The sequence below is a fragment of the Colwellia psychrerythraea genome, from assembly GCF_000764225.1.
In the GTDB taxonomy this organism is placed as follows: Bacteria; Pseudomonadota; Gammaproteobacteria; order Enterobacterales; family Alteromonadaceae; genus Colwellia; species Colwellia psychrerythraea_D.
On record NZ_JQED01000042.1, the window covers coordinates 146,424 to 161,691 of the forward strand.

Consider the following 15,268-nt stretch of genomic DNA (forward strand, 5'->3'; position numbering starts at 1 on the left):
TTTCTTATCGTTTAATTGCAGATTGGGTGACAAATTTATCATTACTCGCAATTAAGGTTTCGTTACCAAAAAGACGCTGTAATTTAATATGATAGGCTAATTGTCTATTTCCAATAATACGTAATTCTCCACCTTTTTTCAGCACTCTGTGGCTGTCTTTAAACATCTGCCAAGCAATGTGATCGGTTGTTGCAGTATTTTGATGAAAAGGAGGGTTACATAAAATTAAATCAACACTACCACCTTCTATATCGGTTAAACAATCGTTAAGGGTAAATTCACATTGCTCAATTAATTCAGGTAAGTTGGTCATGACATTTTGCTTAGCAGAAGCAAGGGCCATCACTGATTCATCAATAAAATGAACATGGGCATTATTTTGATTGGCCAAAACCGTTAGACCGAGTACACCATTACCACAACCTAAATCAATCACGGTACTATTGGCCGCTACTTTAGGTAAGTTATCAATAAAGTATCGAGCGCCAATATCCAGTTTTTCTCGGGCATAAACATTAGCATGATTACTAATGATTAGCTCTCGTGATGGAGCATCATTTGTCGATTTATGGGCAATAGACCATATTGTTGGGAAAGGCGACTGATGTACTTGCTTATTATCAAATTGGCAAAAAACTAAGCGTGCTTTTTTAACGGCTAATGAGGTTTTGGTTGTACCTAAGTGCTTTTCAAAAACTTTAAGCGTTGAACTGTGGATTTCTTTGGCACGATCGGCGGCTATAAAAATACAGTTTGCAGGCACTGATTTTTTTATTTGAATGAGTTGTTCAATAAGTAATGATTTACTTTTAGGAATTTTATATAAAATGACGTCAATATCATTCGGTAAGTTATCAAGAGAACTTAGCAGAGTAATATTACTGTCATCAAGAGCATTCTGCTCAATATTATAACGAATACCTTGGCTGCTAATAAACGAGTCATTAATGCAAATAACGTCAGGGTCATCATTAGCCGAATGACAAAAATTTGTGGTTAACGCGCCAAATGCATCATTAAAAATAGCCAACTTTGTATTAGCCTTAATTAAACCTTCTTCATTAACATGGTTTACTAGGTATTCATCGGCAGAATCCCATGCTTGTAAGCTACGATTGACTTGTGCAACGGGAAAACGGCTTAGAAATAAGTTCTTATCATTAACAATAAAAGGGCTGATCATAAAAATTGGCTAAAGGTCAGTAAAAATTGGCGACTATTGTGCCATAATCGACAACATATTGTTGGTCTATCCACGTAAATCAGCTAAAATATTTGTCACATTGAGTACCTACCACTTCGGTACTTATTCTTACACTCAGCGAGAAAATAATGACTGTTGCCTCTGTGATCGAACAAAAACTGCTTGATGCATTTCAACCACCACATTTAGATGTGATTAATGAAAGTAATAACCATAATGTACCGCCGGGCAGTGAGTCACACTTTAAAGTGGTGATTGTTGCCAAAGCCTTTGAAGGTGAACGACTAATAAAGCGCCATCGCTTAGTTAATGCCATACTTTCAGAAGAACTTGCTGAAAAAATTCATGCACTGGCGTTACATACCTACACAGAAAAAGAATGGCAAGAGCAGTATGCTGCTAATACACCAAGCTCACCTAACTGTTTAGGCGGCGGAAAGTAGAATAATTAATATTTAATTACATTGTAGTCTGGTCATACCTCTTTATACTTGAGGCAAGGTACAATGACATCAAATTATTGAAAGTTTCTTTCAAACCTTAGCTATATACTTACGGTAGCTGAGTCACTAATATAAATAAAAAGGTTAACTTATGGTTATCAAGCCAAAAATTCGTGGTTTTATCTGTACTAATGCTCACCCAGTAGGTTGTGAAGCGCATGTGAATGAGCAAATTGCATATGTAAAAGCGCAAACATCAGCGACTTCGGGTCCTAAAAATGTTTTGGTTATCGGTGCTTCTACTGGTTACGGTTTAGCGTCACGTATCACATCGACTTTTGGTCATGATGCAAAAACATTAGGTATTTTCTTTGAAAAACCACCAACAGAAAAGAAAACAGGCTCTGCTGGTTGGTACAATACTGCAGCGTTCGTTAAAGCAGCAGATGAAGCTGGCATTTACGCTAAAAATATTAATGGCGATGCTTTTTCTCATGAAATAAAAGCCAAAGCAATTGAAGCCATTAAAGCTGATATGGGTAAAGTTGACTTAGTGGTTTATTCCTTAGCGTCACCTCGTAGAACTGATCCTGATACTGGTGAAGTATACTCTTCTACCTTAAAACCAATTGGTCAAAGTGTTACCACTAAAAACCTTAATACTTCAAAGCGTGTTATTGATGAAGTTTCTGTTGAAGCAGCAAATGATGCTGAAATTCAAGGCACTATTGATGTCATGGGCGGCGCTGACTGGGAATTATGGATGAACGCTTTAGGTGAAGCCGGCGTTTTAGCTGAAGGTGTTAAAACAGTAGCTTACACATACATTGGTAAAGAATTAACTTGGCCAATCTATGGTAAAGCAACGATTGGTAAAGCGAAAGAAGATTTAGATAGAGCGGCAACAGCGATTAACGCCGCAACCGCTGACTTAAATGGTCAAGCTCGCGTTACCTCATTAAATGCCGTAGTAACACAAGCAAGCTCTGCTATTCCTATCATGCCTTTATACATCTCTGCGATGTTTAAAGTGATGAAAGCCGACGGTACCTATGAAGGCTGCATTGAGCAAATAGCTAACTTATTCAAAGAAAACATTTACAGTGACTCACCTCGTTTAGATGAAGAAGGCCGTTTCCGTCAAAACTATAAAGAATTAGAAGATAGCGTTCAGCAACGTGTTACTGATATTTGGAATAGCGTTGATACTGATACTATTGATGAATTAACAGATTATGTTGCTTATCATCAAGAGTTCTTAAAACTGTTTGGTTTTGATGTTGCAGGCGTTGATTACGATGCTGATGTTAGCCCAGAAGTTGCTATTAACAACTTACTTTAGGTTTTATTGCCTACAACAAGGCAACAAAACGTAAATAGTAAAAAAGCCGCACTCTTTATTATTCATAATAATAGTGCGGCTTTTTTGTGCCTTGGTGTTAGCAAACAGTATATTGTACTCAGACTAGGGATGATCACTTTTGAAGGTTTATTGACATTATCAGTTGTAATAGTAATGCATATAAATGCCAGCTTATCATTTTTATTTATTCATATTATTTACTGAAATAATACTCGGAGGTTTGACTAGCACAAAAGCACAGCATCAGGCTTAGTCATCACTTTCGTGTATGTCCACTTTCACAATTTAGAAGAGATATTCCCAGCATGTAGCTCTATATAACATAGGATCATATTGTGCCAGTTTTATTTACAGTTTTAGACGCAACAGGATTTGCGTTTAGCCACAACACCCGTTAGCAAAGAACTTCATTGCTTTGGTACAATTAATGCTGTGGTTTATGTCTGCATGATTATAATAATGAGGCGAATATGAACATTTTCATAAGAACACTAGCTGTATTTGTACTTACTGCATGGGTAGGCGCGGCAAACGCGACACTGATCACATTTGATTTCCCCGCTACTGGCGAGAGAGATCTCACTAGTAAAAGTTTTTCTTCTGGTGGAGCTACACTTCTAGTAGACAACCCCCGAGGCAACACTACTTTCGGAGACAACACCTTTGCGATGATTCTGGGTGGGCTGTTTATAGACGGAGGGCTTGCACCCACCCTTGATTTCACTTTCTCAGAAGACGTACGTTTAGTCAGCTACATCCTAGGGAATAACGACGCAGGGGAGACTTTCGATCTCACGCAGGGCGGATTACAGTCACTCGGGCAGAGTCTAAATACCGTAGGTTCATTTGCCTTTAGCAACACCGGCAATACTTTCTTGGCGAATCAGGCAATTGTACTGACGCACAGCAATCATAATGGTGAGGGCTTCTCGTTTTCCTCCATCACGGTAGAGACGATACCCGTACCAGCCACTCTGGTCCTCTTCGGACTTGGACTTGTTGGCCTTGGCTGGAGTCGTAGTAAAAAATCGTATTAAATAACTCATAATGAACAAACCCTCCTCGAGAGGGTTTTTTTTACCTTTAATTAGTCGAGTAATACGAAAAATCAGATTGCACTCAAGTGGCAAAGAGGACTAATTACTGTGATAAATTCGTGTATAAATTTGGTCTCCTTTGTGCGCTAAGCTGACACTAGTAATTAATCTTTTTCCCTATATTATTCTAATGAATAAATCATGTGAGTTACTGATTGGTCTCAGTAATAAACTGAGTTGCCGATAAAACACCTGTAACAATAGAATATTGAGATATGTATGCAAAATAAGAAAATCAAAAAAAAATCAACATTATGTACCAAAATCTCATTTGAAAAGGTTCACTATAGGTGGAGAAAAATCTTTACTTTGGACTTTTGATAAAGACTATGGCGAATTCGAAAAATTAACATCTTCTATTAAGAAAATTTGTGCTGAAGATTATTATTACTACCAAGTAACACCTGATAAGGAAATTGATCATATAGCTCTTGAAGACAGTATTTCAGAGGTTGAAACTATCGGTAATAACATTATTGATAAAGTTTTAGCTTCACGCTTTATGCCTTATGTATCCATTTCAGGTATTGAACGAGGAGAATTAGCATTCTATATTGCGTTACTGTTATTTCGAGGACCTTCTTTTCGTGATGGAGTCACTGAAACATATGGGGGAATTGTTAAAAATATACTCCACCAAATTTGGGATAAATCCAATCCACCCGATGCGTTGCAAAAATTAGTGAAGAAGAATGGATTGTCAAACGTAATTAACGTAGATATTAATTCGACAGTAAGTTTGGATCACATGTTAAATTTAGCAAATTTGTCAGCGCAAGAGTTTCTAAAAAAAGAATGGGTGTTAGTAAACGCTCCAGATGGAGTAAACTTTATCACAGGAGATGTTCCTGTGGTTTTCTACCCTTATCAATCAGGGGTCGGTAATATTGGCCCAGCACATAAGTCAGCTGAGATCTTATATCCAATAAGTAAAAGCACGGCTCTTATACTTTCTCCTTCGGCTCGGCCGAAGGAGTGGATTGTTATTGGCCAATATAGTGATTCTCTATTGCAAGAAATAAACAAGAAAGTAAGTAAAGCAGCTTTAAGGTATATTTATTGTTCTGACAGGTTTGAGTGGTTAAAAGGTTTTAACTTAAATAGTGGAGAAGGTCAGCGGGTAGTATCCAGTGCAGGTTCAAAAGGCATTAATATTGTGAAAAATCCTTGGAAACGTAAAAGTAATAAGCCAATCAAGCAGGACTAAAAACAGTTTGAAAGATTACGCTTCACATTTTTAGCAAACAATTTTTAGCCTCTTATTGAGGCGTTTTCGAGACAAAATCTAATCCTAAGTATTGTTTGGCGCTTATTACCTAATCTCTCGAATGTGGCATTAGTGAATATTATACATACCAATAAATCATTAAAAAGTGGCAAGTGACACCGCCTAAAACAAAAAGGTGCCAAATAGCATGAGTGTATGGCACTGTTTTTTTGACATAGAAAAACACCCCAAGTGTGTAAATCAGACCACCTAAGGCCAGCAAACCAATGGCTTGCTCAGGTAACTTTTCATATAACTCACCTAGCATTCCTAATGAAATAAAGCCCATTCCTAAATAGGTGGCCAAAGACGTTTTTTTGTATTTATTGCCAAATTTAATTTTGAACAGTATACCGAATAAGGCAAATAGCCAAATAAAAGCCAGCAAAGTATAACCAAGCGGCCCTGCTAAGGTGATAGCTAACAGTGGCGTATAAGTGCCTGCAATAAGTAAATAGATTGCGCAGTGATCTAGCAGCTTAAATAATTGTTTAACCTGCTTATTCGTTAAACTATGGTAAAGAGTTGAAGCGAGAAAAAGCAGAATGCCACTGGTGGCGAAAATACTAAAACTAACGATTCGGCTAAATTCACCATGGCTATTTTTCAATAATAAAAATAGTGCGATGAAACTTAACAATAAGCCTAAAGCATGGCTGAGCACATTGAGCTTTTCTTCATTTTGACTGTAGGGAGCTGGCGTAGTGGTGGCAGAAGAGTTGTCTTTCGGATCAGTCATAATGAGCTGCTTTATTAAGTTTAGTGTGCGAACGTACGCCGAGTGTCGATATAACACCAAACAAAGTAAAGATAGAGATTATCTAAGGCTAAAGTGGTTTTTAGCCTTGGTATCAAAGTTGAGCAGACTTTAATTAAAGTGCTAACTCAATAACCATATCTTTTAGCTCATCTTTAGAGATAGAATTGCTGTGATTCTTATCAAAGCGATTGAAAATGGTTTCGCACATACGAATACCCTTGTCTTGCAATAAAACATCAATTAGCTCAACAAATTCAGAACGACTTATCACACCGTCTTTATCTTCATCAAACACTTCAAATAATTCATCTACCCACTGATTTAAGTCCATATAAAACCCCGCTACTCATTTAAAAAAGATATAACTAAACCATATCGCTTATTCAGTCATTTGGGAATGGCTATTTCAACTTTTTTAGTTGTGTGATGGATAAAGTAGCGATTTGTTTACTTATTGATTGCTTATTAACTTTATTTTAAGTTTTCTGTAATAAATGATTAAACCCTCAGACTAACTGTCCAATGCTTTATTAAGGAAAGATGTAATGAATATGATGTGGAAAAACCTTTTAGCACTAAGTTTGTTGTCATTAACGACAATGAGTTGGGCAAATGATTATAAATTAACGTTAGAAAACTGCCATTTAGGTGAAATACGCTCACAAGTAAAGTGTGGAAATCTTGAGGTGCCAGAAAATTATCAGCAAGCTGATGGGGATAAAATATCGATTAATTTTGCTGTGTTGCCTGCTATCGATAACAGTGAATACAAAGCACCGCTAATGTTTTTAGCGGGTGGACCCGGTCAAGCGGCGGTCGAGTTAGCAACAGGATTAAATCGGGTATTTAGAGAAGTACGTAAAACCCGTGACATTATTCTTGTCGATCAACGCGGTACAGGTGAAAGCAGTGCTTTATCATGTGATTTTGAGGCGGTTGATAATGTCTATAGCTCTCTGCCTGATGCGCTGAGCCCAAAAGACGTTAAAGATTGTGTTGCCCAATTTAAGGGCGATGTAACCCAGTATAATTCAGAAAATGCGATTCGGGATTTTGATGCGATTCGTTCAGCATTAGGTCATGAAAAGCTGAATATTTATGGCGGTTCATACGGCACCCGTGCTGGCTTGGTTTACATGCGCATGTTTCCTCAGTCGCTCGAAAGTGTGGTATTAGATTCGGTTGGCCCTATTGAAGTGCCTATTGGCATGTTTGGTCTAAGTGGTGCGCGATCTTTTGAACTCTTGCTTGAAAACTGCAAAAACAGTGAGTCTTGTCATAAAGCTTTTCCTAATTTGGCCGAAGAATTTCAGACGGTAAAAGCACGATTAGCTAAAGAGGTGGTAAGCATTGATATCTTGCATCCCCGTTTAGGCACCCCGACAAAATTGGTTATTGATGACACTAAATTTACTGGTAACTTACGTTTTCAGCTCTACGGTATGGAAGGGCGTTCTATGGTGCCATTGGTTATACATCAAGCTTTTTTAGGAAACTTTCAGCCACTCATCGGCTTAATGGCACGTACAGAGGGGGAGCAACTCGTTTATAACGGCTTACTTTTCAATATTGTCTGTAATGAAGACATACCAAGGGTATCAGAAGCAGATAAAGCTAGTGATGCGGGCAATAACTTTGATGGCAAAGATAGTCAGTTAGCATGGGATATGGTTTGCCCATTCTTCCCTAAATACCGCCCGAGTGAAGACTTTTACCAAAGTGTTACCGCCGATATTCCAACCTTGATTTTATCAGGTAATTTAGATCCTGTGACACCACCAAGTAATGGTGAATATTCAGCGAACTCATTACCTAATAGTCATCATATTGTTGTTGAGAATGCTTCACATACGGTGGCAATGAGTACCTGTGCTAGCGATATTATTAATGAGTTTTTAACCAGTAAAACGCCGAAAGCACTCGACGAATCGTGTTTAACAGACATCCCTCAAGAAACTTTTATGACCAGTGTTAATGGCATTCAATAAAGCACTTGTATTCGTAGCACGAGCAAGGAAATAACTATGTTTGAAGGAAAAAATAATGATAGAAGTAAATAATTTACATAAAAGCTTTATTGATAAAAAAGACAAGAAGAATACCGTAAAAGCGCTTGATGGACTTTCTTTTACCGCAAAAGATGGTGAAATTACCGGCATTTTAGGTCCAAATGGTGCCGGAAAAACAACGTGTTTACGCACCTTATATGGTCTGTTATCAGCAGATGAAGGTTTTGCTACCATCGATGGTATTAGCGTGACGGATGAACCACTTGCGGCACGTGCAAGATTAGGTATTTTTCCCGATAAGTTTGGTTTGTATGAGCGCCTTACCGCTTATGAGCAAATCGACTATTTTGCTAGCCTTCATGGCATGTCAGGGAAATCTAAAAAACAAGCGATAGAACAAGTGATTGATGATTTAGAATTAGCTGATTTAGCGCACCGAAAAACGGTAGGCTTTTCTCAAGGGCAACGCATGAAAGTGACGTTAGCTCAGGCGTTAGTACACCAGCCGCAAAACTTTGTACTTGATGAGCCTACTCGTGGTTTAGATGTAATGAGTACCCGAATTTTGCGGAATCATTTAGCTAAATTTAAAGCAAAAGGGCACTGTATTTTGTTTTCATCGCACGTCATGCAGGAGGTTGCAGCTTTATGTGATCGAGTCATCATTGTTGCCAATGGCACGTTGGCTGCTCAAGGAACTCCACAAGAGTTATGTGAGTTAGCAGGTGAGCAGAATTTAGAAGAAGCTTTTGTTAAATTAATTGGTTCAGATGAAGGGGTAGCGGCATAATGAGTCATGATTTAATCCAGTTAAAAGCATTAGTGATAAAAGAGTACCGAGAAGCTTTTCGCGATAAGCGTGCGCTGATGGTTGCTTTGATGATGGCTATTTTAGCGCCTATCGGCATTATGGTGATGTCAAAGATCATGATCGAAAAATTGGTGGATGAGCCGCCTGTTTATATAAAGTTTATTGGCACTGAACACGCACCTAAATTAATAAAGCATTTTGCAGACAGTAATTTATTAGATTTTGCCGATGCTCCAAAAGATGAGCAGGCAACGTGGGCACAACGTAATATCACTATTGAAATTCCAACCGATTATGCAACAGATATGGCAGAAGGAAAGCCAATAAAATTGCATTTACAAGCTGACTTTACTGATAAAGCTGTTCAGCCTCCAGTAAGAAGGATTAACAATGCGGTGCGTAACTTTTCGATGGCCATTGGTTATAAACGGTTACTACTTCGTGGCGTAGATGTGCGGCTATTGAACCCTGTTAAATTAGTTGAACAAGATACGGCAAAGCCTGACGCAACCTTTATGCTAATTTCTATGATGCTTGGTATTTATTTAATGTTAGCTGCATTTATGTCTGGTTTATCAGTCGCTATTGATTCGAGCGCTGGTGAGCGTGAGCGTAATGTGCTTGAAATGTTGCTTTGCCAACCCGTGAGTACAATGAAAATAGTACTAGCGAAACTGATAAGTGCTTCAACAGTGGCAGTCATTGGTGTATTACTTATATTGATACTTACCTCGGTTTCAGTGGGCTTCGTTGACTTAACAAAAATAGGTGCAACCTTTAGTTTAGATATGTCGACTGCTGCGGTTTTGTTGTTATTACTATTACCTATTTGTTTCTTTGCATCAGCTTGTCAATTATTCGTGGCTTTTCAAACAAAGAGTTTTAAAGAAGCACAATCGACGGTAGGCATACTTATTGGTATTCCTGCTTTCATCCCTTTTGTCATTTCTATGATGGATGATCGACCTCAGTGGCTAAATTGGCTGCCAATTGCAGGTCAATCTATGATGATTGAAAATATCTTTAAAGGTGTTGACGTTGATTGGCTAGCCGTTTTTGCGACCAGTGGCGTGACTATTGCTATCACGGTTGCTTTAGTTTTAGCCTTAGCTAGAAAACTGCAATCAGAAAAAGTAGTGATGGCATTAAGTTAAGCTGATTGCCAAGCCATGGGAAGCCTGTTTATTCATGTGGTTTGGCTTTATACCCGTTACTAATCAAAGAGCAGAATTTCAGTAGGAAGTAAAACCGTCTGCAGGCAAGGAAAATAATGTAAGTATAACCACTCCATGGTTTGATTATCTAACGCCGTTTAAAGCGATTTTAAGCCCATCAAAGAAGTGAACTTGCTCAAGCATTTTGAAATCGACATCTTAATGATAATGGGTATATCACGAGATTGATGATAAAATGACTACCTCACAGTAAATATTATGTTAAATTTAAGTAAATTAATCATAACGAAAGCAGACATTTTTTATGCCACCGTGCAGAGAATAGACTGTCAGGAAAACGTATTGGATTGTTATTCAGTAGAGCCACAGGTTGTGGATCACCAAGTCGTATTTACCCAGTGGATGTCAGAGCATGAAAAGTTACTGCGTCATATCATAACTGGCTTTGAAGCAAAGGCTGCTATTCAAGATGAGTTATTTCAAGAGATAGCATTAAACATTTGGCGTGCTTTACCTAAATTTCGTCAAGACTCTGCGGTAAAAACCTTTGTTGCACGTATTGCTCATAATGTCTTAGCGACGCACGTTGCAAAAGCGGTTAAAACGATTAAAGCGGATCAAGATTTAAGTAATATTAGTGTGGAAGTTGAAAAAGATGAGCGTCAGCCGACTCCCTACCAATCACTTAACCGAAGTCAACGACAACAGAAGCTAGCCGCAGCTATTCGCCAGTTAAAACTTGAGCAACAGCAGGTGATCATACTTGCATTAGAAGGCATGAGTTACCAAGAAATAGCGGAGATTTTAGCCATTACAACAAACCTTGTTGGTGTACGATTACAGCGTGCTAAACAAGCATTAGCTAAAATGTTGGAGGCCTTATGAGTAAAGATAAATTGTCTGGAAATTATAAAAATTATCAAGGCGCTCACGAAGAAACTGATTCTGCCTCGAGTAGTCAGTCAGAACTGTCGAATGTGCTTGATGAACAATGGCTCAGCCTTAGCCAAGATTGGCAAAGTCAGCCTTATGAAAAAACAGATATTCAAGCTTTATTAGTACAAACTAAAAAACGTACTTTGTTAGCAAAATCTTTATTAGTGATTGATGTTGTTGCTACGCTAGGGCTAATCATTGCACTATTAGTTGGCCTATATCAAGGTGATTGGGGAAGGGCAACTATTACTTACCTTGCATTTGGAGCAATAACCTCAGTTGTCTTTGTTTATTATGAAATTAAAATACGTTTACGTATCTGGCAGCACAGTTGTGATAGTCCTGATAAAGCAGTTGCTAATGCTATTGCAGGCGTCGAATCGTCAATTAAATATATTAAACTAATTAAGCTGTCGTGTTGGTTATTGTTTCCTGCAGTTAATTGGTACCTCTACGCCATGATTGGTGAATCAGAAAAGTCACCTTGGCCGCCTTATTTGATTATTAATATTATCATAGTCAGTTTGTGGTTGGTCAGTCATTGGTTCCATATAAAACGCACAAAGGAATTGAGCCAACTTAGCTTAATTTAGTCATGTTTTCTCTAGCAATAGAGGCATTAATATAATTTTTATCTTTGCGCAGTCAAGTCTATGATCACTTCCGTTAATCAATATGATCACTAATAATGGATCTGCCTTGTTAGTGCTTAAATAGCATAACTTTGCCCCATTAATAATTTGAGTTTTCTTCGTCTTGTTGTTTATAATTCGGTTATTTGTTTGACATCCTGTTTTAAATTCGTTGTAACTTGCTTTTTTATTAGTTATAGTCTGTTTGCTTGCTTTAGTGAAAACTTTTATTGTGCTGTTAAGTTCAGTAGCTTAACAACTTACGCTATAAAAGAGTGCGAAATGCACTAAGGCTAGCCCGTTTTGCCGTGTACATACAGGCAAAAATCAGGCAAAATACTGCCACTAATTTTTGTGTGTCCAAGTTACTTGACTAAGTTAATAAGTTTTCTCAGTCGTTAACTAGGACACCGTTTGCAGCCTTGGGCTGAAATACTTAAGGAATAAAACATGTTTACTCGTGATATGAATATTGCTGATTTTGATCCAGAACTTTATCAAGCAATGAGCAATGAAGTTGTTCGTCAAGAAGAGCACATTGAATTAATTGCTTCTGAAAACTACTGTAGCCCGCGTGTACTTGAAGCTCAAGGTTCACAACTTACTAACAAATACGCAGAAGGTTACCCTGGTAAGCGTTATTACGGTGGTTGTGAATATGTTGATGTCGCTGAGCAATTAGCTATTGACCGCGCTAAAGAATTATTTGGTGCTACTTATGCTAACGTACAGCCTCACGCTGGTTCACAAGCTAACGCAGCAGTTTTCCAAGCATTAGTTAAGCCTGGTGGTAAAGTGTTAGGTATGAGCTTAGCTCATGGTGGTCACCTAACTCATGGTTCACATGTTAACTTTTCTGGAAAATCTTATGAAGCTATTCAGTATGGTTTACACCCTGAAACTGGCGATATCGATTACGAAGAATTAGAACGTTTAGCTGTAGAGCACAAGCCAGAAATGATTATTGGTGGTTTCTCAGCATTCTCAGGTGTTGTTGACTGGGCACGTATGCGTACGATTGCTGATAAAGTTGGCGCTTACTTCTTTGTTGATATGGCTCACGTTGCTGGCTTAATTGCTGCAGGTCTTTACCCTAACCCAGTTCCACATGCGCATGTTGTAACTACAACTACGCATAAGACATTAGCTGGCCCTCGTGGTGGTTTAATTGTTTCAGGTTGTGATGATGCTGCTATTTATAAAAAATTAGACAGTGCTGTTTTCCCTGGTGGTCAAGGTGGCCCATTAATGCATATCATTGCAGCAAAAGCTGTTGCATTTAAAGAAGCATTATCTCCAGAGTTTAAAGCGTACCAAGAAGGTGTTTTAGCTAACGCTTTAGCCATGGTAGAAGTACTACAAGACCGTGGTTACAAAGTTGTATCTAACGGTACTCAAAACCACTTATTGTTACTTGATTTAATCGATAAAGATATTACTGGTAAAGATGCTGATGCCGCGTTAGGTCGAGCACACATTACAGTGAACAAAAACTCAGTACCAAATGATCCTCGTTCTCCATTTGTTACTTCAGGTCTACGTTTAGGTACTCCAGCGATTACTCGTCGTGGTTTTGGTACTGAAGAAACTAAGATATTAACTGGCTTAGTTTGTGACATTCTTGATGATATTGAAGATGAAGAAGTAAGCAAACGTGTGCAAGCACAAGTTAAAGAATTATGTACTCGTTTCCCTGTTTACCAAAAGTAAATGCTGGAATGAAAAACTAATTCACTAATATCAGTGAATTTATATTAAAATGGTCGCCTTGAGCGGCCATTTTTTTTGTCCGTAAACTTAGTTTCATCTCCGTAGGTAAATCATGTATTGTCCATTTTGTTCAGCGAATGACACGAAAGTCATCGATTCACGTTTAGTTTCTGATGGTCATCAAGTAAGGCGACGTCGTGAATGTTTAGCATGTCACGAACGTTACACTACCTTTGAAAGTGCTGAATTAGTGATGCCAAGAATTATAAAACGAGATGGGAGCAGAGAGCCGTTTAATGAAGATAAAATGCTGAGTGGTTTGACTCGGGCATTGGAAAAACGTCCTGTCAGCATGGAACAAATAGAATTGGCGGTAAATAAGTTAAAGTCTCAAATGCGTGCCACTGGCGAGCGAGAGATTACCAGTGGCATGTTAGGCGATTTAATTATGGCTCAGCTTAAAGAATTAGACAAAGTTGCCTACTTACGTTTTGCCTCGGTTTACTTATCCTTTGCAGATATCAGTGAATTTGCCGATGAAATCACACGATTAGGTAAAGAAAAAAACGGTAGAACTAAAAAAGCTAAACCAGCAAAAATGGCTAAATAATATGACAATACATGGGACTACTAACAAGTCAGCACTTGCTAAAAATGATTTTACCGAACAAGATCATAAGTTTATGTCAAGAGCAATTAGTTTAGCTAAAAAAGGGCACTGCACAACAACTCCCAACCCTAGAGTGGGTTGTGTATTGGTAAGCTATAAAGAGGGGAATGGCCACGTTATTGGTGAAGGTTATCATCAAAAGGCAGGGCAAGGGCATGCCGAGGTTAATGCGCTAGCACAAGCAAAAGCAAATAATTTAACCTTATTAAAAGGGGCTACCGCTTATGTCACTCTTGAACCTTGCAGCCACTTTGGTCGTACACCACCATGCGCACAAGCATTAATTGATGCTGGTGTGAGCCAGGTTATCGCTGCCATGGTTGATCCCAATCCAAAAGTGTCGGGTAATGGCTTAGCTATATTAGAAAAGGCGGGCATTACGGTTAAATCTGGCTTGTTGGAACAAAGTGCTAGGCAGCTTAACGTCGGTTTTATACATCAGATGGTGAATAAGCTTCCTTATGTACGCTGTAAATTAGCAGCAAGTCTCGATGGAAAAACAGCCATGGCCAGTGGTGAAAGTAAGTGGATTACCTCAGCAGACGCACGACAAGATGTTCAGCGATTACGCGCACAGAGTTGCGCAATTATTGCCGGTGCAAATTCAGTGCTTTTTGATAACGCTAAGATGACGGTACGCTGGTCTGAGCTGGGAGAGTTAAAAAATAACTACCCACAGGAAACTCTTCGCCAGCCATTACGAATTGTTATTGATAGTCAGAACAGGTTAACGCCAGATCTGGCATTATTTGAACATGAGTCGCCAATTTTGCTTGTTAATGGCATAGCGCAAGACCATGTTGAAAATAAAGTTGAGTCAGATCTTGAAAACTTACCAAAATGGCCTCATTTCGTAGAACAGGTGCAATTACCTATGGTGAAGAACGCTCAAGGTAAATTGAAAATAAATTTAAAGGCTTTGTTAGAATATCTAGCCAAGCAAGGGCTCAATGATATTTTAGTTGAGTCGGGGGCACAATTAAGTGGTGCCTTTATTGAGCAAAACTTAGTTAATGAACTTATTCTTTATCAAGCCCCTAAACTAATGGGCGGCGATGGTAAAAGTTTAGTGGAAATGCCTTCAATTTCGAAGTTAAAGCAAGCCAAGGCATTAACCATAAGTGATATTCGAATGGTCGGTGGGGATATCCGCATCACTAGCCAACTTACACAACATTAAATAGAGAAGTC

Annotated in this window: 15 protein-coding genes; 12 read left to right on the plus strand and 3 right to left on the minus strand. The window is 38.5% G+C overall.

The genetic code is table 11. From position 1 onward, the window contains the following. Positions 1–4: 4 nt before the first annotated feature. Positions 5–1,183: a methyltransferase gene (locus ND2E_RS06110; protein WP_033094812.1), complete on the minus strand. Its 1,179-nt coding sequence runs from the start codon at positions 1,181–1,183 to the stop codon at positions 5–7. 149 nt (positions 1,184–1,332) lie between these two features. Between ND2E_RS06110 and ND2E_RS06105 the strand changes: the two genes are divergently transcribed. From ND2E_RS06105 to ND2E_RS06090, 4 genes are all read left to right on the plus strand, one after another. Continuing rightward, the gene (locus ND2E_RS06105; RefSeq protein WP_033094813.1) at positions 1,333–1,647 is read left to right on the plus strand and encodes a BolA family protein; all 315 of its coding nucleotides are present in this window, start codon (positions 1,333–1,335) and stop codon (positions 1,645–1,647) included. A gap of 151 nt (positions 1,648–1,798) precedes the next feature. Beyond that, positions 1,799–2,989: an enoyl-ACP reductase FabV gene (gene fabV / locus ND2E_RS06100; RefSeq protein WP_033094814.1), complete on the plus strand. Its 1,191-nt coding sequence runs from the start codon at positions 1,799–1,801 to the stop codon at positions 2,987–2,989. A 491-nt stretch (positions 2,990–3,480) separates the two neighbouring features. Then, positions 3,481–4,047, plus strand: a complete 567-nt coding sequence (locus ND2E_RS06095) for a PEP-CTERM sorting domain-containing protein (RefSeq protein WP_033094816.1) — start codon at positions 3,481–3,483, stop codon at positions 4,045–4,047. A gap of 268 nt (positions 4,048–4,315) precedes the next feature. Further along, entirely contained in the window at positions 4,316–5,314 is a 999-nt protein-coding gene (locus ND2E_RS06090; protein WP_033094817.1) for a DUF4238 domain-containing protein, read from the plus strand. A gap of 139 nt (positions 5,315–5,453) precedes the next feature. Here the strand turns inward: ND2E_RS06090 and trhA are convergent, their stop codons facing one another. Both trhA and ND2E_RS06080 read right to left on the minus strand, forming a co-directional pair. Then, on the minus strand, positions 5,454–6,113 hold the full coding sequence (trhA, locus tag ND2E_RS06085) for a PAQR family membrane homeostasis protein TrhA (RefSeq protein ID WP_033094818.1): 660 nt from the start codon (positions 6,111–6,113) through the stop codon (positions 5,454–5,456). 133 nt (positions 6,114–6,246) lie between these two features. Further along, positions 6,247–6,465, minus strand: coding sequence for an EF-hand domain-containing protein (locus tag ND2E_RS06080; protein WP_011041571.1), 219 nt, complete (start codon positions 6,463–6,465; stop codon positions 6,247–6,249). Between the two features lie 214 nt (positions 6,466–6,679). On the opposite strand from ND2E_RS06080, the gene ND2E_RS06075 reads away from it, so the two are divergent. The 8 genes from ND2E_RS06075 (at position 6,680) to ribD (ending at position 15,257) form a co-directional block, all read left to right on the plus strand. Further along, positions 6,680–8,122, plus strand: a complete 1,443-nt coding sequence (locus ND2E_RS06075; RefSeq protein ID WP_033094819.1) for an alpha/beta hydrolase — start codon at positions 6,680–6,682, stop codon at positions 8,120–8,122. A gap of 55 nt (positions 8,123–8,177) precedes the next feature. Beyond that, a complete protein-coding gene (locus ND2E_RS06070; RefSeq protein WP_033094820.1) occupies positions 8,178–8,933 on the plus strand; it encodes an ABC transporter ATP-binding protein in 756 nt (251 codons plus the stop codon). Continuing rightward, a complete protein-coding gene (locus tag ND2E_RS06065; protein ID WP_033094821.1) occupies positions 8,933–10,108 on the plus strand; it encodes an ABC transporter permease in 1,176 nt (391 codons plus the stop codon). Before ND2E_RS06070 ends, ND2E_RS06065 begins: the two co-directional genes overlap by 1 nt. 279 nt (positions 10,109–10,387) lie before the next feature. Beyond that, complete coding sequence (locus ND2E_RS06060; RefSeq protein ID WP_223303656.1) at positions 10,388–11,014, plus strand: RNA polymerase sigma factor; 627 nt, start codon at positions 10,388–10,390, stop codon at positions 11,012–11,014. Then, entirely contained in the window at positions 11,011–11,658 is a 648-nt protein-coding gene (locus ND2E_RS06055) for a hypothetical protein (RefSeq protein ID WP_033094822.1), read from the plus strand. Before ND2E_RS06060 ends, ND2E_RS06055 begins: the two co-directional genes overlap by 4 nt. A gap of 489 nt (positions 11,659–12,147) precedes the next feature. After that, positions 12,148–13,407, plus strand: coding sequence for a serine hydroxymethyltransferase (gene glyA, locus ND2E_RS06050; protein WP_033094823.1), 1,260 nt, complete (start codon positions 12,148–12,150; stop codon positions 13,405–13,407). A gap of 112 nt (positions 13,408–13,519) precedes the next feature. Continuing rightward, positions 13,520–14,017, plus strand: coding sequence for a transcriptional regulator NrdR (gene nrdR / locus ND2E_RS06045; protein WP_033094824.1), 498 nt, complete (start codon positions 13,520–13,522; stop codon positions 14,015–14,017). Between the two features lies 1 nt (position 14,018). Continuing rightward, positions 14,019–15,257 carry a bifunctional diaminohydroxyphosphoribosylaminopyrimidine deaminase/5-amino-6-(5-phosphoribosylamino)uracil reductase RibD gene (gene ribD / locus ND2E_RS06040; RefSeq protein WP_052056763.1) on the plus strand — a complete coding sequence of 413 codons (1,239 nt, stop codon included), beginning with the start codon at positions 14,019–14,021 and terminating at the stop codon, positions 15,255–15,257. Positions 15,258–15,268: the final 11 nt, after the last annotated feature.

Excerpts from the sequence above, each read along its gene's own strand:
- ND2E_RS06110 (WP_033094812.1), bottom strand. The coding sequence starts at position 1,183 with ATGATCAGCCCTTTTATTGTTAATGATAAGAACTTATTTCTAAGCCGT.
- ND2E_RS06105 (WP_033094813.1), top strand. The coding sequence starts at position 1,333 with ATGACTGTTGCCTCTGTGATCGAACAAAAACTGCTTGATGCATTTCAA.
- fabV (WP_033094814.1), top strand. The coding sequence starts at position 1,799 with ATGGTTATCAAGCCAAAAATTCGTGGTTTTATCTGTACTAATGCTCAC.
- ND2E_RS06095 (WP_033094816.1), top strand. The coding sequence starts at position 3,481 with ATGAACATTTTCATAAGAACACTAGCTGTATTTGTACTTACTGCATGG.
- trhA (WP_033094818.1), bottom strand. The coding sequence starts at position 6,113 with ATGACTGATCCGAAAGACAACTCTTCTGCCACCACTACGCCAGCTCCC.
- ND2E_RS06080 (WP_011041571.1), bottom strand. The coding sequence starts at position 6,465 with ATGGACTTAAATCAGTGGGTAGATGAATTATTTGAAGTGTTTGATGAA.
- ND2E_RS06075 (WP_033094819.1), top strand. The coding sequence starts at position 6,680 with ATGAATATGATGTGGAAAAACCTTTTAGCACTAAGTTTGTTGTCATTA.
- ND2E_RS06070 (WP_033094820.1), top strand. The coding sequence starts at position 8,178 with ATGATAGAAGTAAATAATTTACATAAAAGCTTTATTGATAAAAAAGAC.
- ND2E_RS06065 (WP_033094821.1), top strand. The coding sequence starts at position 8,933 with ATGAGTCATGATTTAATCCAGTTAAAAGCATTAGTGATAAAAGAGTAC.
- ND2E_RS06060 (WP_223303656.1), top strand. The coding sequence starts at position 10,388 with ATGTTAAATTTAAGTAAATTAATCATAACGAAAGCAGACATTTTTTAT.
- ND2E_RS06055 (WP_033094822.1), top strand. The coding sequence starts at position 11,011 with ATGAGTAAAGATAAATTGTCTGGAAATTATAAAAATTATCAAGGCGCT.
- glyA (WP_033094823.1), top strand. The coding sequence starts at position 12,148 with ATGTTTACTCGTGATATGAATATTGCTGATTTTGATCCAGAACTTTAT.
- nrdR (WP_033094824.1), top strand. The coding sequence starts at position 13,520 with ATGTATTGTCCATTTTGTTCAGCGAATGACACGAAAGTCATCGATTCA.
- ribD (WP_052056763.1), top strand. The coding sequence starts at position 14,019 with ATGACAATACATGGGACTACTAACAAGTCAGCACTTGCTAAAAATGAT.